This is a genomic window from Microseira sp. BLCC-F43 (assembly GCF_041929235.1).
In the GTDB taxonomy this organism is placed as follows: domain Bacteria; phylum Cyanobacteriota; class Cyanobacteriia; order Cyanobacteriales; family Aerosakkonemataceae; genus Microseira.
Genome location: NZ_JBHFNP010000234.1, coordinates 89,335 through 108,972, shown reverse-complemented (window position 1 = coordinate 108,972; position 19,638 = coordinate 89,335). Strand labels below are relative to the sequence as shown.

Annotated in this window: 20 protein-coding genes; 14 read left to right on the top strand and 6 right to left on the bottom strand. The window is 47.4% G+C overall.

Annotated elements, in window-relative coordinates:
- Positions 1-50 precede the first annotated feature (50 nt).
- Positions 51-344 carry a YggT family protein gene (locus ACE1CM_RS31675; protein WP_226579186.1) on the bottom strand — a complete coding sequence of 98 codons (294 nt, stop codon included), beginning with the start codon at positions 342-344 and terminating at the stop codon, positions 51-53.
- A gap of 248 nt (positions 345-592) precedes the next feature.
- On the opposite strand from ACE1CM_RS31675, the gene psbX reads away from it, so the two are divergent.
- The 4 genes from psbX (at position 593) to ACE1CM_RS31655 (ending at position 4,935) form a co-directional block, all read left to right on the top strand.
- Positions 593-712 carry a photosystem II reaction center protein PsbX gene (gene psbX, locus ACE1CM_RS31670; RefSeq protein WP_374882846.1) on the top strand — a complete coding sequence of 40 codons (120 nt, stop codon included), beginning with the start codon at positions 593-595 and terminating at the stop codon, positions 710-712.
- A 225-nt stretch (positions 713-937) separates the two neighbouring features.
- Entirely contained in the window at positions 938-1,756 is an 819-nt protein-coding gene (locus tag ACE1CM_RS31665) for a Ycf66 family protein (protein WP_374882845.1), read from the top strand.
- Positions 1,757-2,080: 324 nt separating this feature from the next.
- Positions 2,081-3,214, top strand: a complete 1,134-nt coding sequence (locus ACE1CM_RS31660; RefSeq protein WP_374882844.1) for a S1C family serine protease — start codon at positions 2,081-2,083, stop codon at positions 3,212-3,214.
- 356 nt (positions 3,215-3,570) lie between these two features.
- Positions 3,571-4,935 carry a trypsin-like peptidase domain-containing protein gene (locus tag ACE1CM_RS31655; protein ID WP_374882843.1) on the top strand — a complete coding sequence of 455 codons (1,365 nt, stop codon included), beginning with the start codon at positions 3,571-3,573 and terminating at the stop codon, positions 4,933-4,935.
- Positions 4,936-4,938: 3 nt separating this feature from the next.
- Here ACE1CM_RS31655 and ACE1CM_RS31650 read toward each other — a convergent pair whose 3' ends face one another.
- Complete coding sequence (locus ACE1CM_RS31650) at positions 4,939-5,961, bottom strand: succinate dehydrogenase/fumarate reductase iron-sulfur subunit (RefSeq protein WP_374882842.1); 1,023 nt, start codon at positions 5,959-5,961, stop codon at positions 4,939-4,941.
- A gap of 864 nt (positions 5,962-6,825) precedes the next feature.
- Between ACE1CM_RS31650 and ACE1CM_RS31645 the strand changes: the two genes are divergently transcribed.
- Together ACE1CM_RS31645 and ACE1CM_RS31640 are read left to right on the top strand one after the other, a co-directional pair.
- Positions 6,826-7,260 (top strand): AbrB family transcriptional regulator, encoded by a 435-nt coding sequence (locus ACE1CM_RS31645; protein WP_374882841.1) that lies wholly within the window; start codon positions 6,826-6,828, stop codon positions 7,258-7,260.
- A gap of 143 nt (positions 7,261-7,403) precedes the next feature.
- On the top strand, positions 7,404-8,387 hold the full coding sequence (locus ACE1CM_RS31640; RefSeq protein ID WP_374882840.1) for a type II CAAX prenyl endopeptidase Rce1 family protein: 984 nt from the start codon (positions 7,404-7,406) through the stop codon (positions 8,385-8,387).
- Positions 8,388-8,461: 74 nt separating this feature from the next.
- Here ACE1CM_RS31640 and cbiE read toward each other — a convergent pair whose 3' ends face one another.
- The 3 genes from cbiE to ACE1CM_RS31625 form a co-directional block, all read right to left on the bottom strand.
- The gene (gene cbiE, locus ACE1CM_RS31635) at positions 8,462-9,727 is read right to left on the bottom strand and encodes a precorrin-6y C5,15-methyltransferase (decarboxylating) subunit CbiE (RefSeq protein WP_374882839.1); all 1,266 of its coding nucleotides are present in this window, start codon (positions 9,725-9,727) and stop codon (positions 8,462-8,464) included.
- 119 nt (positions 9,728-9,846) lie between these two features.
- A complete protein-coding gene (locus ACE1CM_RS31630) occupies positions 9,847-10,464 on the bottom strand; it encodes a cobalt-precorrin-8X methylmutase (RefSeq protein WP_374882838.1) in 618 nt (205 codons plus the stop codon).
- Between the two features lie 141 nt (positions 10,465-10,605).
- Positions 10,606-11,391 carry a DUF1868 domain-containing protein gene (locus ACE1CM_RS31625; protein ID WP_374882837.1) on the bottom strand — a complete coding sequence of 262 codons (786 nt, stop codon included), beginning with the start codon at positions 11,389-11,391 and terminating at the stop codon, positions 10,606-10,608.
- A 172-nt stretch (positions 11,392-11,563) separates the two neighbouring features.
- On the opposite strand from ACE1CM_RS31625, the gene holA reads away from it, so the two are divergent.
- Together holA and ACE1CM_RS31615 are read left to right on the top strand one after the other, a co-directional pair.
- Positions 11,564-12,559 (top strand): DNA polymerase III subunit delta, encoded by a 996-nt coding sequence (gene holA / locus ACE1CM_RS31620; protein WP_374882865.1) that lies wholly within the window; start codon positions 11,564-11,566, stop codon positions 12,557-12,559.
- Between the two features lie 657 nt (positions 12,560-13,216).
- Positions 13,217-13,693 (top strand): DUF4168 domain-containing protein, encoded by a 477-nt coding sequence (locus tag ACE1CM_RS31615; protein WP_374882836.1) that lies wholly within the window; start codon positions 13,217-13,219, stop codon positions 13,691-13,693.
- 28 nt (positions 13,694-13,721) lie between these two features.
- Here ACE1CM_RS31615 and ACE1CM_RS31610 read toward each other — a convergent pair whose 3' ends face one another.
- Positions 13,722-14,357: a helix-turn-helix transcriptional regulator gene (locus ACE1CM_RS31610; RefSeq protein ID WP_374882835.1), complete on the bottom strand. Its 636-nt coding sequence runs from the start codon at positions 14,355-14,357 to the stop codon at positions 13,722-13,724.
- Between the two features lie 830 nt (positions 14,358-15,187).
- Here ACE1CM_RS31610 and ACE1CM_RS31605 point away from each other — a divergent pair.
- From ACE1CM_RS31605 to ACE1CM_RS31580, 6 genes are all read left to right on the top strand, one after another.
- Positions 15,188-15,841, top strand: a complete 654-nt coding sequence (locus ACE1CM_RS31605) for a caspase family protein (RefSeq protein WP_374882834.1) — start codon at positions 15,188-15,190, stop codon at positions 15,839-15,841.
- A 39-nt stretch (positions 15,842-15,880) separates the two neighbouring features.
- Positions 15,881-16,408, top strand: coding sequence for a hypothetical protein (locus tag ACE1CM_RS31600; protein WP_374882833.1), 528 nt, complete (start codon positions 15,881-15,883; stop codon positions 16,406-16,408).
- A gap of 281 nt (positions 16,409-16,689) precedes the next feature.
- A complete protein-coding gene (locus tag ACE1CM_RS31595) occupies positions 16,690-16,914 on the top strand; it encodes an AbrB/MazE/SpoVT family DNA-binding domain-containing protein (RefSeq protein ID WP_374882832.1) in 225 nt (74 codons plus the stop codon).
- Positions 16,911-17,303, top strand: coding sequence for a type II toxin-antitoxin system death-on-curing family toxin (locus ACE1CM_RS31590; RefSeq protein ID WP_374882831.1), 393 nt, complete (start codon positions 16,911-16,913; stop codon positions 17,301-17,303). Before ACE1CM_RS31595 ends, ACE1CM_RS31590 begins: the two co-directional genes overlap by 4 nt.
- Positions 17,304-17,330: 27 nt before the next feature.
- On the top strand, positions 17,331-18,089 hold the full coding sequence (locus tag ACE1CM_RS31585) for a Uma2 family endonuclease (protein ID WP_374882830.1): 759 nt from the start codon (positions 17,331-17,333) through the stop codon (positions 18,087-18,089).
- A 246-nt stretch (positions 18,090-18,335) separates the two neighbouring features.
- The gene (locus ACE1CM_RS31580) at positions 18,336-19,619 is read left to right on the top strand and encodes a tetratricopeptide repeat protein (RefSeq protein WP_374882829.1); all 1,284 of its coding nucleotides are present in this window, start codon (positions 18,336-18,338) and stop codon (positions 19,617-19,619) included.
- Positions 19,620-19,638: the final 19 nt, after the last annotated feature.

Sequence of the window (19,638 nt, the reverse complement as noted above, 5' to 3'; positions counted from 1 at the left end):
GTAATGGGTGAGGAATTGCCCATTACCGATTACCCATTACCCCTTACCAATTACCCAACCGATGCCATCATCGTTATCAGTCCTTGCTGTCCTAAGAGAATTTCCCGCAGCAGGCTGAAGATGCCAACCCAGATAATGGGGGTAATGTCTACGCCGCCTAATGGCGGTACGATCTTTCTGGTTATTGCTAAAAAGGGTTCGGTAGGCCAACCAATCAGGTTAAAGGGGAAGCGATTGAGATTGACTTGGGGATACCAGGTAAGTACAATCCGGAAAATGAACAGCAGGGTCATTAGCCCTAACACGATACCCAAAGTCCAGCTGGTGATGGTTGCTGTTGTCATGGCGGTTTAATCTAAGGTCTGGCATTCACTAGCAGCGATTGTCTTGTCAAGATGCCAACACCAGGAATTTCTCCCAGGTTTGGGCAAAACTACCGCTTTCACTACAATTTTAAGATTTGTATCCCCCCAAAGCGTTTTTTCGACTCAACTTTCACGAGTTTTCCGTAGCTGCAATGGCTTCTCAAGGTGCGATCGCAAGGGTAAAATGAGAGGACAGTATCGTTTTGTTACAAAGAGGTCCAGAATTTATGACTCCTTCCTTAGCTAACTTTTTTTACAGTCTGCTCGCCGGTTTGGTGGTCGTCGTCATCCCAGTAGTAGTCGGGCTGGTCTTTATCAGCCAGAAAGATAAAATTCAGCGATCCTAAGACGCACCCGTCTCTCAAGTGTGATAGACGAGCAAAAAAGCTTCTGGCTTTAAAGCAACAGAAAAACAATGACGAGGACGCCTACACGCCGTTGGAACGGCAGACAAGCGTCCATTTTTGAATATAGACAAAAGCGGCTCTTGATTTAAAACTAAGCGTGTCAAGCTAAAGTGGAAATGTGGAACACCGACTCGCTGCCATAACACTCATGCACGGAGAAACAAAATGCTCAATCTGGGCTTGTCTTTTGTCAGCTTTCTAGGAATCGCACTAGCGATCGCTGGTGTAGGTCTATATTTTCTCAGATCGATACGCCCGGAACTAGCGAGAGATCAGGATATCTTCTTTGCCGCAATTAGTTTAGTGTGCGGCTTGATACTTCTATTTCAGGGATGGCGCTTAGATCCAATTCTGGCGTTTAGTCAGTACTTGTTGGCAGGATCGGCGGTATATTTTGCGGTGGAAAACCTTCGCCTGCGGGGCGTCACCACCGAGCAAGCAAAGCGGAATACACCGATTGTAGATAGGGGACGCACCGTCAGCCGAGAATACAACGTTTATCAGGAAGCCGAACTCGACGAAATCGGGGCGGTAGAGGATGAGGAGTACGAAGCTCGTCCTAGAATTCGAGGCAGCAGGGAGGCGCGCGCCTCCCGCAATGGAACGTATGAGGAGGAACCCCGTCGTCGTCCATCGGGGCGATTATCAAGTGCCGATAGAGAAAAACAAGCGTCAGCAGAGCGCCCCAGACGTCGTTCCCGGACAGAAACACGGACGCTAGAACCAACAGATGAGTGGGGAACACCAGAAGAGAATATATCTTATGAGGACAGACCCCCTCGCCGTAGCAGAACTCGTCCCCCCCGCGAGGAAGAAAACAGCGAACCCGAAACTACCTCGTCGCGCCCCAGGCGGCGTCGTTCTGAAGAGTCTGCATCCAGACGCAATCGAGAAGATGTAGAAGCAACGCCAACAGACTACGTTGATTACCAGCCAATTAAATCCAGCAATGAAGAAGATAATTCCGGGAATTTTGACTACTAGACTTTAAACAGCTGGGTATTGTTTGACTAGAGGCTGTTTTTTTGCCTGATACTAACGCAAGCTCATACCGACGAGCAACCGGCTTTGATTGGCAACGGTTGCTTTTTAGCATTTTTAGGGAACTGCAACGATGGCGCAAAACCGGCAAGCATACTTAGCGCTCGCGGCTAAAATTAATATTTTTATCAATTACAAGGCTCAAAACCTTGTTTTCAACATTCATAAAAGGATTAGACAGCCACATGGGAAAAAGTAAAAATAAAGGTGAAGCTAAATCATATTTGCTCTATTCAAACCCGTCAACACTTATATCCAAATCTCAGGATGAATACTAAACTTTTACCAATCGCGGCTTCAGGAGTCCTAGCTACCAGTAGTCTTATAGGTTCTGCTGGAATGGGAGCGATCGCTCTAACCAGCCAACTGTTACTCGATGCGGCTCCAGTCTCTGCCCAAGCTGTTGACGAACAAACGAATATTCGCGTCTATCGACAAGCGAGTGCAGCGGTTGTGTCGATTAATACAGGTAGGGGGACGGGCAGCGGTAGTATTATCAGCCCGGATGGCCTGGTTTTAACCAATGCCCACGTCGTCGGCAACGCCCGCCGTCCCATTACTCTAACCTTGGCAGATGGCAGGCAAGTGCCAGCCGATATTGTGGCCTTTGGTAACAACAATCTAGACCTAGCCGTTCTGAGAATTCGCGGGGCTAGCAATCTGCCCACCATGCGACTGGCGCGTCCGGGTTCGGTACAAGTGGGTCAGCGAGCGTTTGCAATTGGCAATCCCTTTGGTCAGTTTGCCGGTACGTTCACCGTCGGGATCGTCAGCCGCATTGACCGACAACGGGGCTTGATTCAAACCGATGCTGCAATCAATCCCGGCAATTCTGGTGGCCCATTGCTCAACAGCCAAGGAGAATTAATTGGGGTCAATACTGCCATTTTTACCAACGGTTCGACTCCCGGTAACATCGGCATCGGGTTTGCGATTAACATCGACCGGGTGCAGCCTTTCCTCACAGCGGTGCGTCAGGGAAGGGCACCCCGCGTCGCCCAAACACAACCGCAACGATCAAATGTGGTGCCTCAGCAATCTCAAAGGCTGGTACTCAACGGTTCCCCAATCTCTGGCTCTCTGGGTAGGGGAGACAATGTGTTACCGGCAGATAACAGCTTCTTCGACTTTTACACGTTTGAGGGGAGAGCGGGTCAGCGCGTCTCGATTGAGATGAGCAGCCAGGAAATTGAGCCTTATTTAATTTTGCTGGGTCCCGATGGCAGGGAACTCGCACAAGTGGGTGATGGCGGTGGCGGCGGCAACGCCAGGATTGCTGCGATTTTGCCCCAAAACGGCACTTATATGTTACTGGCAAACTCGCGGGAACCTGGAGAAACTGGAGCTTACCTGTTACGCGCCGTGGCTAGTAGCGTCGGTCGCCGACTGCAACTGAGGTAAGATGCCTGCATTTTGGAGCTATTGCCGAGCTGGGGTTTGTAGTGGTTGAAGCGATCGTATGAGCGATCGCACCACATCAGTCCCAGCTGCTGGTTCCCACATGCTATTAACGTAAGTTGCTAGTTATATCGAGCGGTACTGGTAATCGGTAATGCGTCATGGGTAATTGTACTGACGGCAAAAGCCTGTTACTCCAATTACCAATTACCAATTACCCATTACCGCTGTCACAACTATTAACTAGCAACTTGAGTTATTAACAAAGATTTCAAACAGCAAATTTTTGATTCAGCATTAATTCCTAAACGTTAAGGAGGGGAAAGCTATATATAGCAGATTAGGCGAAATAAGTCAATATGTTAGAGGAAAAGTCGCACCGCACCCGAAGAACGAAAAGGAAACTACTGAGTCTAGCAGTATCGGGAATTTTGACGACGGTCGCTACAATTGGCGTGACAGGGATTAACGAGATTGCTTTCTCAAACCCTAGCTGGGTTTATTCCAACCGTGCCGTAGCTCAAGAAGACATCGGCGAAGAATTATATCGCAAGACAAGTTTGGCGGTAGTCCGCATAGAGACTGCTGACGCCACTGGTAGCGGCTTCATTATCACCCCAGACGGTAAAGTAGTAACGAATGCTCACGTTGTAGGGAATGCCGCTACAGTGATTGTTACCCTGCTAGATAAGAGTAAGTTAATAGCAGATGTCATTTCCGTTGGAGAAGCTGATGGTACAGACTTAGCCCTCCTACAAATTCGGGGACAAAAGAATTTGCCAACGATTCGCTTTGGTAGTATAGACTCAGTCAGGGTGGGACAGCCAGTGTTTGCGATTGGCTATCCCTTTGATCTTGGCAAGTCCCTGACTAGAGGTATTATTAGCCGCATCGACAGAAAAAATGGAGAAATCCAAACCGATGCAGCACTCAATCCCGGCAATTCTGGGGGACCGCTGTTGAACAGTCAGGGGGAAGCGATCGCAGTCAACACCAGTATTCGGCGTGATAGTGTGGGGGTTAATTTTGCCATTGCCGTAGATACGGTGCAATCTTTCTTAAAAGAACCACCTCCGAAGCAATGGGCTTGTATTGGTCAGCAGGAACCTCAACAACTTGTGCTGAACGGCGCAATTGTCAGTGGGAGGCTGAGTAGCGGTGACAACATTTTGCGTAAGGATCAAAGCCTTTGCGATGCATACAGCTTTGTAGGAAAGGCTTCTCAGTGGGTCAGAATTGACATGGTAAGCCTGGAATTTGACCCCTATTTGATTCTGCTCGACCCGAATGGCGTACAGCTATCCTCGGATCAAGGTGGCAGTGACCCTTATGCCGAAATAGGGATCCAACTGCAATCGGATGGCACTTACAGGGTAATTGCTAACTCTCACAGTGCAGGGGAATCAGGAGTTTATAACCTACGGGGCGAGAGCCTGATTTTATGGAAAACCGGCGAACTTCGCTCAGGTGAATATAAGGATTTTTGGTTTTCAGGTCAAGCTGGACAGTCAGTGACGATTAGTTTGGAAAGTCGCGATCTTGATACGAGTTTGTCCCTGTTGGCTCCTGATGCTCAGTCCCTTGGCAGCAGCGACGAAAAGCTCAAAGTTAAATTACCTGCCACTGGCATATATATTATCAGAGTCAGCGCCTCTGATAACGAAGGCGAAGGTCAGTTCACCCTAGTAGTTCGCGAAAATGGGCTGACTCTGGCAGGTAGCTGAAATCTAGGGTTGAGGCTGAGACTGCTGCTCTAGATTTTGCACCGATTCGATCAGATCGCGTACCGCATCAACCCCTTGTGAAGGCTCAAATCCCAGCGGGAATTTGCCCCGAACTAGCATTCGTAACCCTAAAGGCCCCAGACTAATTAATCCCTTGAGATCGCGGAACGAATTAGCCACCACCTGCAAGCCAAACCGACGTTCGTCAATCCAACCCCCATCTTTAACCAAATCGATTAATACCTTACGGTGGCGAATTGAGCGACTCGCCTGGGAATCCTGGCGATGGAGAATTTCGCTTTTAATTTTACCGATTTGATCCATTGGGGCGACCTCCATCGGACAAACCGCATTGCAGTAATAACAGCGAGTGCAACCCCAAACTCCCGCAGTCCCTTGGTTATATTTTTCTAAACGAGGTGAGGTTTGGGCATCGCGAGAGTCTGCTACCATCCGATATGCCTTAGCCAGCGCATGGGGGCCAACAAAATCGGGATTCACCTCGCGAGCATTGCACTCGGAATAACAAGCACCGCATAAAATACAATTACCCGTTTGATCCAACTTGGCTCTTTCTTGGGGAGTTTGGAGAAACTCGCGCTCTGGAACTTGCCTAGCACCCGTAGATACATAAGGATCGACCGCCTCCAAGTTATCCCAAAAGCTACTCATATCGACCACCAGATCCTTAATCACTGGCATGTTGCCCATCGGTGCGACAGTAATTTCGGGTAGGGTTTCACCTGGAGTTGAATTTGACGCGGCTAGCAACTGTTGCAATCTTTGCATTTCGCTGCCAACATTTTCCTTACATGCCAAAGCCGAACGACCGTTAATCCGCATCGCGCAACTACCGCAGATGGTATTGCGGCAATTTTTGCGAAATGCTAAACTTCCATCTTGCTCCCACTTAATCCGATTGAGGCAATCCAGGATTGTATTGCCTGGATCGACATCCAGGGTATAAGTTTGAATCCAAGGCTCGCTGTTTTGACTCTGCCGTAAAATCTTAAAAAAAACTTGCATTTTCTGGAACCTTTGTCTCGAAATCTAAACCTGCCCTGCTCTTAAGTGTCGCTCAAAGCCAGCGGGTCGTTTCAACATGGGTGGCGGGATCTGGTGACGACAAAACTATCACCACTTCCAGTTTAAGGCCGAACATCGCTACAAAAGCTAAGGACAGCGCCGTTTTCCCGGTTGACGCTCCCTGTTGCGAGGGACTCGTTTTAAGCTATCTGTACTTAATTTGCTGAGTTTTAAGTAGGGAGATAGGCTGATTAGGCTGGTGGGGATATCTTAACTTTTCCGGGCATCTTTAAAGCTGGGGAAGATCCCGCAGCGGGGGAAGATGGGAAAAAATTCTGCTTCATCTCCCTAACATCCCTCATCTGTTGCACCGAAAAGTCAGATTCCCCATCACCTTTACGCCCCATCATCTTACCTGGGAGGGGGAATCACCCCTTATTCCCCTGTAGCGAGATGAAAAAGATCAATCGATCAAATGCCAGCAAATATCCTGTAAGATAGATTTCTCCATCAGCCAAGTCGCTCACATCTGGCAACCCTAAGGTCAGTACCGATCAAAAAATGGCTGGAGCCATACAACGGTGCGATCGCTTGTACAACCCCTGGTAGACATTTCTTTAAAAATTCTGTAGCAGAGCGATCTTTTTTGTGGTAAGTACCCCGGCGACCCTTGTGTGTTGATTGCCAGATTGGCCTTGGATGTACTTCCGGAAATTGCCCTGGGTAATCCAGCTTTTTAGTCACGGTGAAAATTCTCAAAAACACTTGTCAAAAATAGCAGATTTAACGATATATTCTTTATAAGGCCCATCTGGGCATGTGCGACTTTATTAAGTTACCTAAAACTGGATATTTCCAAAAACGATGAGTGAATCAACACCGACTGCATTAACAGGAAAGGCTCTGCTTCAAAAAGTAAAAGAACTCTCCCACTTGCCCCGCCGCGAAACAGCAAAGCGCTGCGGGTACTACACCGTAACCAAAAACAGCCAGACACGAGTCAATCTGACCGATTTTTATGATGCCGTTCTGGCAGCAAGAGGCATTCCTCTCAGTCCAGAAGGACCAAAAGATGGTCGCGGTCGCGAACCGACCTACCGCGTAAGCGTCCATAAAAATGGTCAGATTGTTATCGGTTCAACCTACACCGAGGCAATGGGATTAAAGCCTGGTGATGAATTTGAAATCAAGCTGGGCTACAAGCACATCCACCTGATTCAGGTTGACAGCGATAAAAGCTCTACCAACGGTAAAGTAGTAGACGACTCTGACGAAGACTCTGACGAAGAAGAAGAATAAAATTCGCCAGCCTTGGTTTATATAGCGTGGGAATTCGAGTAATTCTGTCACGGCAAGCTGGTTTGAGCGACCAAGAATCCCCCTGAGTTGTCTGGGGGAGTGTCAACTCAATTGACTGACACCAAGCTAGAGAGGGCAATCGGATGCCTTTTTCGCCCATGCTTGCTGTCAACGAAATCAAAGCTGTTGCGGCTGTTGCGATGACCTTGTTTGACCGGGCAGCTAGTTCGCTTTTGTTGTTTTTTACCCAGGCGCACCCAATGTTGCGGGTAGTATGTTTTTTCATAGCCTGGGTAGGGTGCTGGTTACCGATAGCGATCGCAATTGCGCTGGCGATTAATTGGCACCCGCCAAAGCCATTGGCAGCAGAGCAAAAGCTGCCTTTATTGGCTTCGCTTTACCTGATAGCGCCCATATTATTGTGGGGAATTGCTGGGGTAGAGGGGGGATCTTTTTCAACTTACGGCTTGCCGCCAAACCCTGTTGTTTTAGTTTCTTTAGGGTTGGGGTTCGGCTTAGCCGTAATCAGCTTGGTCGTTATATTTGGCATAGAATGGGCGCTGGGCTGGATTAGTTGGCAGCAGTCAAACTGGCGGCAACTGAAATCGGTTTGGTTGCCGACTTTATTGCTGGGATTGTGGATTGGTGGCACCGAGGAATTAATTTTTCGGGGCTTCCTTTTGAACTCACTAATGGGGGGCGGGTTTAAAGAAGCCTCTGCTGTTTCCGCAGAGATGCTGGTTAAACCCACAGCTACACTTTGGGTGGCAGCAGCAATTTCCAGTCTGATTTTTGCTGTTCTGCATCTGGTTTGGGAAATTCGAGAAACCTTGCCCCAAATACCAGGATTGTGGCTCATGGGAATGGTACTGGTATTAGCGAGGTTGTGTGAGGTCGGGGATCTAGGTTTAGCTTGGGGACTCCACGCAGGTTGGATATGGGGACTCGCTAGTATTGAGGCGGCTGGGTTGATAAAATACACTGGTAACGCATCTGTTTGGATAACAGGTTTGGCAGGGAAACCTTTAGCGGGTGCAGTGGGTATTTTGTGTTTGTTGGGAACCGCAGCGGTTGTGTGGATAATGGAATTGAATCTACTCGCTTCGGTGTCCGAAAAATTTTATTGAACCGCCAAGAAGCCAAGAACGCCAAGGAAGAAGAGAGAAGAAGTAGTAATATTTTACTGGGAAGGGAGTAAAATCTAAAACCGCTTGGCGGTTAAAATTGTGACTGGATTGAGGGGGGAAAAGCGCGTTAGCTGCCCTACAGAAACGGATCTCGATAGTTGGACTTGCAGGAGGTGGTAATTCCAATTGCGATCGTTCGCCCATTTTACCGCCTCACTCAGATGTTCCACGGTTGCCAAGGCTAGTACAATCGATCCATCAGGAGCTAAGTTACCCCCACAAAAACTGAGAATTTTACTCAAATTGCCGCCGCTACCGCCAATAAAAATGCGGTCGGGGGCGGGTAAGCGGTATAAAATTTCTGGGGCGCTTCCGTGGATAGAAATAATATTTTTCACTTGAAAGCGCTGACAGTTTTTCTCGATCAGGGCGGTACCGGCGGCGGTTTTTTCTATGGCATAAACTCGGGAAGTTGGAAATAAGCGGGCAATTTCAATCGAAACCGATCCCGTACCTGCCCCAATATCCCAGATAGTTTGTTTGTCTGCGAGGGATAATTCTCCCAAAACTAACGTGCGGACTTCCCGTTTGGTGATCAATCCTGGGCGATCGCTAAAACTCAAAAAGCTGCCATCGGGTAACCCCAGCATCGGTAGAGATGCTAAATTGGGTAAGGGCAAAATGTCCTCTTCTTGATCGCTCAGAGACTCTCGACGCAGTAAAACTACCACATTCAGCGGGGCAAAGGTTTGATTTAATACCTCTGATATCGATAAACACCTGACGCGCTCCTCGTTACCGCCCAAATTTTCGCACACCCAGAAATCGTAGTAAATCGATAGATCTAAAACTTCCAGCAGGCGAGCGATCGCATTGGGAGTGCGGGTATCGTCGGTTAATACGGCAATCTTGCCCGCACCCTGCTGTAGCGCTTGCGTCAACTCGTCAAAAGAACGTCCGTGGGCGCTAACAAATCGGGCATCTTGCCAAGGTACCTTAATGCGGTTAAACGCCAATTGAACCGAACTGAGATGGGGATGAAACACCAACTCTTCTGGGGGTAATTGCAACAGCAGCAGACGCCCCAAACCAAAAAACAGCGGATCGCCAGAGACTAATACTACAATGCTGCAGGTGTTGCCGGTTTCTATGCGGCGGCGAATTTCCCGAATCGCCGGGGTAAAATCGTTCAGAACGATGCGTCTAGCGGGGTGATGGGGGAAATAGTCCAGGTGGCGATCGCTCCCCACCAATAGCGTCGCCTGTAATACCAGGTGCTGCACCTCTGCAGTCAGTCCAGCAGCGCCATCCAAGCCAATTCCAACTACATGTACCGTCATAATTTGATCGTGGCTAATGGCTAATGCCTAATGGCTAATAGTAAAAAGCTTTGATTTCCAACTCGTAGTTAACGAGCTGCACAATTAGCAATTAGCGATTAGCAATTAGCAATTAGCCATTAACCATTAGCGTTTTCCCAAGCCAGAACTATTAAACCATTAAGGATGGCAGATGCAACGGGAGAACCGCCTTTGCGCCCTGCAACGCGAATTTGGGGTACTGGAGTTTGCGCCAGGACTGCTTTGGACTCGACCACGGAAACAAAGCCAACGGGTGCGCCAATTACCAAAGCCGGTGATACGGGTGCCAACTTCAACTCAGTACACAGCGCCAGCAGAGCCGTAGGCGCATTGCCGAAGACAAAAATTGCTTGGGGGAATTTCTGCCAGCATTCGAGTAATCCGGTTTCGGTGCGAGTTTTGCCGGTAAGTGCAACGCCTGCTGCATCAACGGCACAGATGACGGGGTTGTTAAAGGTTTTGGCGACCATACCGGCAACCCCTTTTTCAACCATTGCCACATCTGTAACAATAGGCACGCCTTGCTGGAGGGCAGTTATTGCTGCTGGGATCGCTCCTGGACTGAACCGAATCAGGTGCTTAAACTCGAAGTCAGCCGTACTGTGAATCACTCGCCGGACAATCGCGTACTCGGCTGGACTAAAGTTATGTTCGCCGATTTCTTGGTCGATGATGGCAAAACTTTGTTCCAGAATTGGGTGATTGAGAGAACTCATGAAAATTTTGGATTTTAGAGTTTCGATTTTAGATTATGTGGACTTACGCTCATATTCCCGGTTTGTACGAAAAATCGTTTGTTTGGAAGAGATCGACGGTCTAAACCGGGTTTCTGGCCTGCAATTCCCCCAATCTAAAATCTAAAATTCTAATACAGGCCAGTCAGGTTCGCGATAGTAGCGAGTCATATCGTCAAACTTGCGAAGTTCGGCGCGGTGTACCAAGATTTCTTGGGGATTATCGAGCCATTGGAGGTTCAAATCGGAAAAAAGATTGCTGAGGCGATCGCTATCGAGATTGGAAGGGATATCGCCAAAATAGCCAAGGGTGACGTGGGCGGTGAAGCCGTACTGCTGTTCGATCCCCAAAGCGATTAAATCGGGAGTTTGATAGAGCGCCCGACGTAATTTTACAATGCGATCGTAAGATTGCTCGTCCGCTGGCACAAGACTTACCCCCAAGGCTCTGGGCATGACGATTAGTCCCAACAGCTGCCATCGAATCGGGTTTCCACCGCTGACCAAAGGCTGGGACTGTTTTAAGATTTGGTCGATAGTATGGCGCAGATGCGGTTCAAAATCAGGTTTTTCCCCTGTAGCGTGACGGTAAGCATCGTCCCAAATCAAATCGGCTAAAGTGAGATGAAAGCTAGATGGAGGCAGGGGAACGATTAACCCAGGGTCAATCTGCTGCGCGATTTGCTCTTGACAAGCCTTCAAATTTGTATAAAAATCCTCGTTTTTTGACTCATCTTCCCAAGGCGGGGTAATCAATGTATACCCAGGAAAAGGTACAGCTTGCCTGCCACCCTCTGGACGCGGTTCAAACTTTGAAGATTCCTGAACGTGCTGTACTTGGAACCTATAAGTTTCCGGCTGCGTCATCCTGGCGACTCGGTTTAAGTAAGTTGGATAGTTATCGTCCACCCTAGATTGCCTCGCGTGCTAACTTGATTTTAAAGTTGGGCGCTATGGAAATGCCGTTTATTTTTAGAAGCTGTTTTTCTGCAAAACTGGGAAGCCGATGCAAAAAAATGCCCAAATCTTATACGAATCACAGTTTAGCAAAGAAGAACGAGGTTTTGAATCCTTACGGACTATGGCAATTTACTTTTACTGGGGGGAAGATGATTTTGCGCTGCACAAAGCGGTTGACAAATTGCGCGAATCGGTTATCGATCCCCAATGGGCTAGCTTTAACTATGACAAAATTGCGGCGGAGCGACCAGAGGGGGTAATTGAGGGTTTAAATCAAGCCATGACGCCCCCGTTTGGAGCTCAAAGGCGTTTGGTTTGGTTGTGCGATACGACGGTATGTCAGCAGTGTTCCGAAGCGCTGTTGGCCCAATTAGATAGCACATTCTCTGCCCTACCCGACACATCCGTCGTTTTGCTGACGACGCGCAATAAACCGGATGGTCGGCTTAAATCTACCAAACTGCTGCAAAAACATGCGGAAATTAAAGAGTTTTCCTTAATTCCGCCCTGGAAAGAAGACCTACTTGCCCAGCAGGTAAAGCAAGCGGCGTTCGATCTGGGGGTGAAGCTGACGCCAGAAGGGATCGATCTGTTGGTGGACGCAGTGGGGAACGATACGCGACTGCAAGATAGCGAACTGAGAAAGTTGCAGCTTTACGCCGATAGTACCCAAAAAACTTTAAGTGCGGAGGTTGTTGCCGCCTTGGTAACGGCGAATACTCAAAATAGCTTCAAACTAGCAGACGCGATTCGCGAGGGGGATACAGGACGCGCATTAGCCTTAGTCGAGGATTTAATCGCGCGTAACGAACCACCCTTGGTAATTGCGGCTACAATTATCGGACGATTTCGCACTTGGTTGTGGGTGAAGCTGATGACAGCAGAGGGAATTCGGGATGAAATGGCGATCGCAAAAGCCGCCGAAGTGCCGAACCCCAAGCGCGTCTACATCCTGTTAAAGGAAGTCCAGTCTATCAGCTTGCACCAACTCCAGAAAACCTTGCCCATCCTGCTAGACTTAGAAGTCAGCCTCAAGCAGGGATCGGCAGCAAAAACCACCCTAATTGCCAAAGTTATCGAACTTTGCCAAATTTTGAGGACTGTCCGTCGTCCGTAGTCAATAGTTACGAAAAAAACCACCAACTACTGTCTGGCGAGTTGAGATCAACTTAGGAGTTACGCGCAAGTTCCCGGTTTCTCTAAAAAATCGTTGGTTTGGCAACCAGAGATCGAGGTCTCACCAAAGTTTCTTTTCTCGTCGTGGGTAAGTCCTGCAACTGTCGATTTGGGCATTGATGGTTGTTGACATCCTCTGGGAGCTGAAGGTACGGAGATTCCTACCATTCAAGAGAGTAAGGGCGGGTTGACGGTTGAGCGCAAACTGCTACTACTGTAGTCTGACACTTGCTTCCACGTGGGTTTAGAGTCTCGGATAGCCCACCCGCGACTTATGTATGGTTGAAAAATGCCACAAATTTTTGACTTATGCCTCGAAGTGTAGATTATAAACTATTGACTGTTTGGCTTCCCTATTTTGTTTCAGGCTCGGTTTCACACCGCCGTCGGTAGTATATCGACTGCAAAACTAGGTGGGTCGTTGACCACTACCCATAATACAATAAAGCCGTCGTAGAACGACGGGGCTTGTATGCCAAATTTTTGGTCAAAGTGCGCCCCTACACCACTGACTACTGATAACTCAGGAACTTTACTCCCCTAAAATAGTTCAAAAAATACAGCCAGTTGATATGGTTGTTATCCCTCTCGAACCATTATGTCCAATAATTGCCGTCCTATTGCTCGACCCATGTTGAATCGGATACTATCCCAATCTCTGATTGTGGGAGTTCTCTCCACCTGGGGTTTGCTTTCCGGGGTGACTGTTGAGTGGTCTTTGAGTTCCCCTAGTTTTGCCTTTCGTTCCAGCGCCTTGGCGCAAAGCGAGGATGAGATCGATCGCTACGTTCAAGCAGCTAGAGAGATTGAGTCCAGTCGTCAACGCGCCTATAACGAAATTAAGGGAATCATTGGCGGAGAAGTTCCCTCGTTTGTTTGTAACCAAAGACCTGGAAGCCTCGACGCCCTGCCCGCCGGACGCGCCCGCGATATTGCCGCTCGCTACTGCGACGAGGCTGAGAACATTGTTAAAAAGAATGGTTTAACCAATGAAAGCTTCAATGCGATTACGCGCAGGCGGCAATCCGACCCGGCGCTGGAACGACGAATCCAAGATGCCCTAAATCGCCGTTAACCAAGCGAGGAAATCTCCGGCAAAGTGTTCAGTCTTGCGCAAAATTGCAGATAGCTTTTCGCTTGGCATGAATGTTTTTCATGTGTTTCTTTACCGTGTTGAGGGTGATGAACAGTTCATCCGCAATTTCTTTATATGAGTAATTGGCTCGATAAAGTAACCACACCTCGGCTTCGCGGGGAGTTAAGCCGTATTTGTGGACATCGGTAGTCACCATCCTTTGGAGCGACTGATATCGATCTTCTAACGTCACCAACAGGCAAGGACGCTTGATTTGTTCTAATTTAAGCCACCGCACGCGAACGCGAAATGCGACGGAATCGCCTTTGGTAATTTCCGACTCAATTATCATTTTTTGAGTCGGAAATAAGTCGCGACTTTCGATTAATGACTGGCAAACATGCCAAATTTCTTCTGGAATCGAGTTAGCTTGTGAATTTCCTGGATGCAGTTGCTCGCAAATCCTTGTGGCACACTGATTGGCATGAAGGCATTCCCCATGTTCTGTCAGAATCAAAATGCCGTCAATAAAGCCTTCCAAAACGGCTTGCAACAGGGAAATAGGCTTCAAATTAGTACTAGCAGCGTCTTCTAACTGTTGGGTTTGAATACTGGGTTGTTTTGGCACAAGCCTAAGGGCTTCGTTACTGTAGGTGGAATACATGAATTACCTGCTTGATTTATAAACCGTTATCGTTCATGGGTCTTGGGTATTGGCTCTTTGCACCCCTATTACCTACTACCAATTACCCATTGGCTATTACCGATTGATTTTGAGAATGCACCCCAGTAGTATTACTGATATTTCAGTCATAATGTATCTAAATCCATTGCAAATCACCCGGATGCGTGAATATGCGGATGTTATGACACTAAGTCATCTGACTGGAAAATAGCCCTTACTCGCTTGAATTCTGGACTTTTGAACCAGGCGATCGCAACCAATCGGGAAACTGTCACTCTCAATACTACAAGGGATACCTATGCCCCTCATACCGTTTTCCCTTCAATCTCTAACAGATCCGCCTAAATCCCCCTTAAAAAGGGGGACTTTAACTTCTTCGGTTCCCCCCTCACATCCCCCTGTTCCCTTAAAAAGGGGGATGTGAGGGGGATCGCTTTTTTTCTCCGGGGTTAGGGGAGATCGGATCTGTAGCATCAAGACGGGAAAATGATATAACCCTCGACGGCGTGGAGAGGGCGGTAATCCTGCCCCCTTCCCTTGCAGGATACTCGTGGCGATTGAAGAGGACGCAAAGACGCTAAGGACACGGTGACGCGGGGACACCCCATGATAGGAGTCAGGGGATTCCAGTAAGGAAGAATTTTCTGATTCTCCACGCATAAATTCGGGGGTTTGCGACCAGGTGCAAAATCGAAAAGGCTAATTGCTAATTGCTAATTGCTTAGATTCTTTCCTAGCAAATCAATTCCCCAAGGGGGGGCAGGGGGGGATCGCAGCCTATAATCTAGTTTGATCAAGGAGTCGATATTATGTCTCAAATATCGCGTCGTCGCTTTTGCCAATTTGCCGGAACGACTCTCGCCACTCTCGGTTTGAGCCAGTTAAACCCGATCCCCAAAGCGGAGCGTTACGGTAAAGTTTTAGCCCAAAGTACTCGCCGTAAACTTGCTTTATTAGTGGGGATTAATCAATATCCATTTTTACCTTTAAGGGGTTGTATCACTGATGTAGAGATGCAACGTCATCTGCTCATCTATCGATTTGGATTTAATCCCAAAGATATTTATATTATCAGGGATAGGCAGGCAACTCGTCAAGATATTTTAGCAGCGTTTGAAGAACATTTAATTAAGCAAGCTAAACCAGGAGATGTGGCAGTATTTCACTATTCTGGTCATCGTTCTCAGGTTCGCGATCCTTATCCAATTATGACTGATTCATGGGTGGATGGGAATAATTTAAACGGGACAGTGCCAGTTGATAGTACTTTACCGCCAGGATATCCCAAAGTTGGTGGTGCAGTGAGAGATATTATGGGGCATACTTTATTTTTGTTGATGTCGGCGATAAAGACAGAAAATTTTACGGCAGTTATTGATAGTTGTTTTTCTGGGAGTGCGACCAGACCAGAGTTTAAAGAAAGAGTGCGGGATGGTGGGCCTAAGCTAGAAATTTCGCCTTGAGAAAAGTCTTACCAGGAACAGTGGCTGGCTCGCTTAAATATGACTCCTGAAGAATTTGTCAAGGGCTATAAAACTAGGGTTGCTAAGCGAGTCGTACTAGCAGCGACAAACCGGAATCAAACTGCCAAAGATATGCCGATTAATGGCTTTGATGCAGGCATTTTTAGTTACCTTTTAATTCAGTATCTTTGGGAACAGACTTGTACGCCAGATCGGGCGATCGCATATACCAATCAACAAATTCCTGAGATGTGGGAGCAAAATCCTACCTATGAAGTCAAAGTCGGCAGCGGCTACGGTCAGCAACCGATTTATTTGCTCAATCCTACCAGTCCCCCTGCCAATGCTGTGATTACTGAAATTAAGGGAAATCAAGCTACTTTGTGGTTAGGAGGATTAAACCGCAGAGGTTTAGCAAATTCATCTCCGGGTAGGTTGTTTACTGTTGTTAGTCCGCCGGAAAATTTAGGGAGTAAAGTGACTCTACAGTCGCGTCGGGGTAGAGTTGGCATTGCAACTATCACAGGGAATATTAAACCTGGAACGCTTTGGCGTTTGGGTGATTAATTTTGGGTTGTTAGACCTCGCGTATTAGTTCATAGTGCGCCAGTTCATAGCCCGCCAGGGAATCAATTCCCTAGATCATAGCGAAAGTCCACGCTCGCGTGGACTAATATGAAGAGTCCGATCCCATATCTTCTGAACGTATTGCCTTCAGTCCGTTTTAACGGACTTTAGCTAAAAGCCCTTGGAATTTATTCCCTGGCGGTTCGACGGGATAGCTATCAACTGAACTATATTTAACAATTTTGCTATAATTAATCCCAAAAATACCAAGAGAGGTTGTTATGTATACGCTAAAAATTCAGAAGATGGGCGATTCTCTAGTAATTACTTTGCCTGAAGAAGTTTTAAAACAGCTTAATGTCAGTGAAGGAGATAGTTTGTTTCTGACAGAAACTCCTGAAGGGATGCAACTAACGACTGGCAATCCGGAGTTTGAAAAAGCGATGAAGGCTTACAAGATAATTAGCGAAAAATATAAAAATGCTTTGCGGGAGTTAGCCAAATGAGCGAACCGCTTTGGATATCTGAAGATATTGCGAAAGCTATCCATGCGGCTCAAATTGCTCAACATGGAGGAAGTCCGGAAATTAGAGAGCGAAATTTGCTTTCGGCTAGTTTAGCTAGACCTCGACATCTATTTACTTACGAGCAATCGAGTCTTTTTGAACTAGCGGCAGCTTATGGGTATGGTTTAGCCAAAAATCATCCATTTATAGACGGAAATAAAAGAACTGCTTTTGCGGTGATGGCAACTTTTTTGCTGGTAAATGGCTATTTACTTGAGGTTGCTGAGATGGAAGTGGTGGGAATTATGGAACGGTTGGCAACTGACCAAGAAAATCAAGATTCTCAGGCTCAATGGTTAGAGGTAAATTCCGCGAACTTAACCGATTGACTTTGACTGGATAAGGATGTCAGCACTATGAGCGCAACGACTCAGGAAAAATTAACTTTTGACCAATTTATGGAAGCTTGTCCAGAGAGCGGTATCTACGAACTGATTAATGGAGAAATTGTAGAAGTGAGAGCAACCAGAAACCATGAAGATGTAGCTGATTTAATCTACAAAAATTTTGCTCGAGAGATTGACCGCTTGGAACTCAATTACGTTGTCAAGCGTACTGCCGTTATTAAAACTCTGACAAGTGCGGGTGAAGAACAAGGTAGAAATCCGGATGTCAGCGCGATCGATCGCAGGGTCTGGCGTTCAAATCGCTCGGATTACAATGCTCTAGAAGTCCCGATTCAGTTAGCTGTAGAGGTGACTTCAACTAATTGGGATGATGATTATGTGGATAAGTTGGATGAGTATCAGCGTTTAGGAATTCCTGAATACTGGATTGTAGATTATTTAGCTATTGCTTCAAGAGAATATCTGGGAAATCCTAAAGTTCCTACTGTCTTTGTTTTTCTGCTTGATGAAAATGGTCAGTATCAACGGCATCAATTTAGAGGGGCTGACCGAATTATCTCGCGCAGGTTTCCAGAACTAGCGCTGACAGCAGAGCAGATGTTTATGGCCCAAAAAGAAAGGCAGAGGGCAGGAGGCAGGAGGAAGAAGGGAAGAAGTTGGTTGAGTGGAGCAAAGTTAAAGCTTCTGCACGACTATTCACCTCCTGCCTCCTTAAGTTTTTTTGTCGAACTGCATAATTTCCACCTCTGGGCATATATCTTGCATTAGTAATTCCATCAGAGGCAAGAGAGCGCAGGTGCAGCGATGACTCAACAACCGAAAAGAGATGCGATTGAGCAGAAGTTGCCCGTTTTATCATCTCGGAGGCAGAAGGCAAGAGGAAAGAAGTTGGTTGAGTAAAGCAAAGTTAAAGCTTCTGCAAGACCATTCACCTCCTGCCTCCTGCCTTCTTCAATCGCTCTATTGCTCGGTTTTCTCTTGGTATCAGAGTCTGTCCCTGCTACGCCGAGGCGCATGGGTGCAAGCATTGCCCAACAACCAGGTACTACCGGGCAAGAAGCAACTCGCGCTGCTGCAAGACGAGCTTTTCAGGAGGGATTGCAACTATTCCAGCAAGGAACAGCAGAATCTCTGCGACAGGCAATTGCAAAATTGGAAGAGGCACTGCGGCTTTATCAGACGGTGGGCGACAAGCAATGGGAAGCAACTACCCTGAATAACATCGGTGCAATCTACTCAGATTTGGGAGAGAAACAGAAAGCGCTCGACTACTACAACCAATCCCTGCCCCTTTCTCGTGACACAGGCAACCAGGTAGGGGAAGTCTTTACTCTCAATAACATCGGTCTAGTCTACGACAATTTAGGAGAGAAACAGAGAGCAATCGACTACTACAACCAATCCCTGCCCCTTTTTCGTGCCATCGGCAACAAGGTAGGAGAAGCTCTTGTCCTCAATAACATCGGTGCAATCTACTCAGATTTGGGAGAGAAACAGAAAGCGCTCGACTACTTCAATCAATCCCTGCCCCTTTCTCGTGCCACAGGCAACCAGGTAGGGGAAGTCTTTACTCTCAATAACATCGGTCTAGTCTACGACAATTTAGGAGAGAAACAGAGAGCAATCGACAACTACAACCAATCCCTGCTTCTTGTTCGTGTCGTGGGCAACAAAGCTGGGGAAGCAGCTACCCTCAATAACATCGCCTACGTTGAACGCGACAGAGGCAATTTCAACGCTGCCCTAACAAATATCGAAGCAGCCATCAAAATAATCGAACAACTCCGCACCAAAATTATCAGCCAAGACCTCCGCGCCTCCTACTTTGCCACAGTCCAAAACTATTACAAATTTTACATCGACCTGCTAATGCAATTGCACAAAACCAACCCCACCAAAGGTTACGACGCACTAGCATTGCACATATCAGAACGCGCCAGAGCCAGAAGTTTTTTAGAACTGCTAGCCGAATCAGGCGCCAACATTCGTCAAGGAGTAGATCCCCAATTACTCGCCCAAGAACGCAGTCTACTCCAACAACTCAACGCCGCCGAATCCACCCGCCTACAACCCCGTCAAGGCACCGAAGCCGACTTAAAAGCACTCGAACAAAAAATTGAAACCCTCAGCAACCAACTGCAAGAATTAGCAGCGCAAATTAAACAGAAAAGTCCCCGCTATGCTGCCCTAAAATACCCCTCACCCCTCACTTTGCCACAAATTCAACAACAGGTACTCGATAACGACACCATCTTATTACAATATTCTCTCGGGACCGCAGCTATTTATGGGCAGTAACAAAAACCGGCATTGCCAG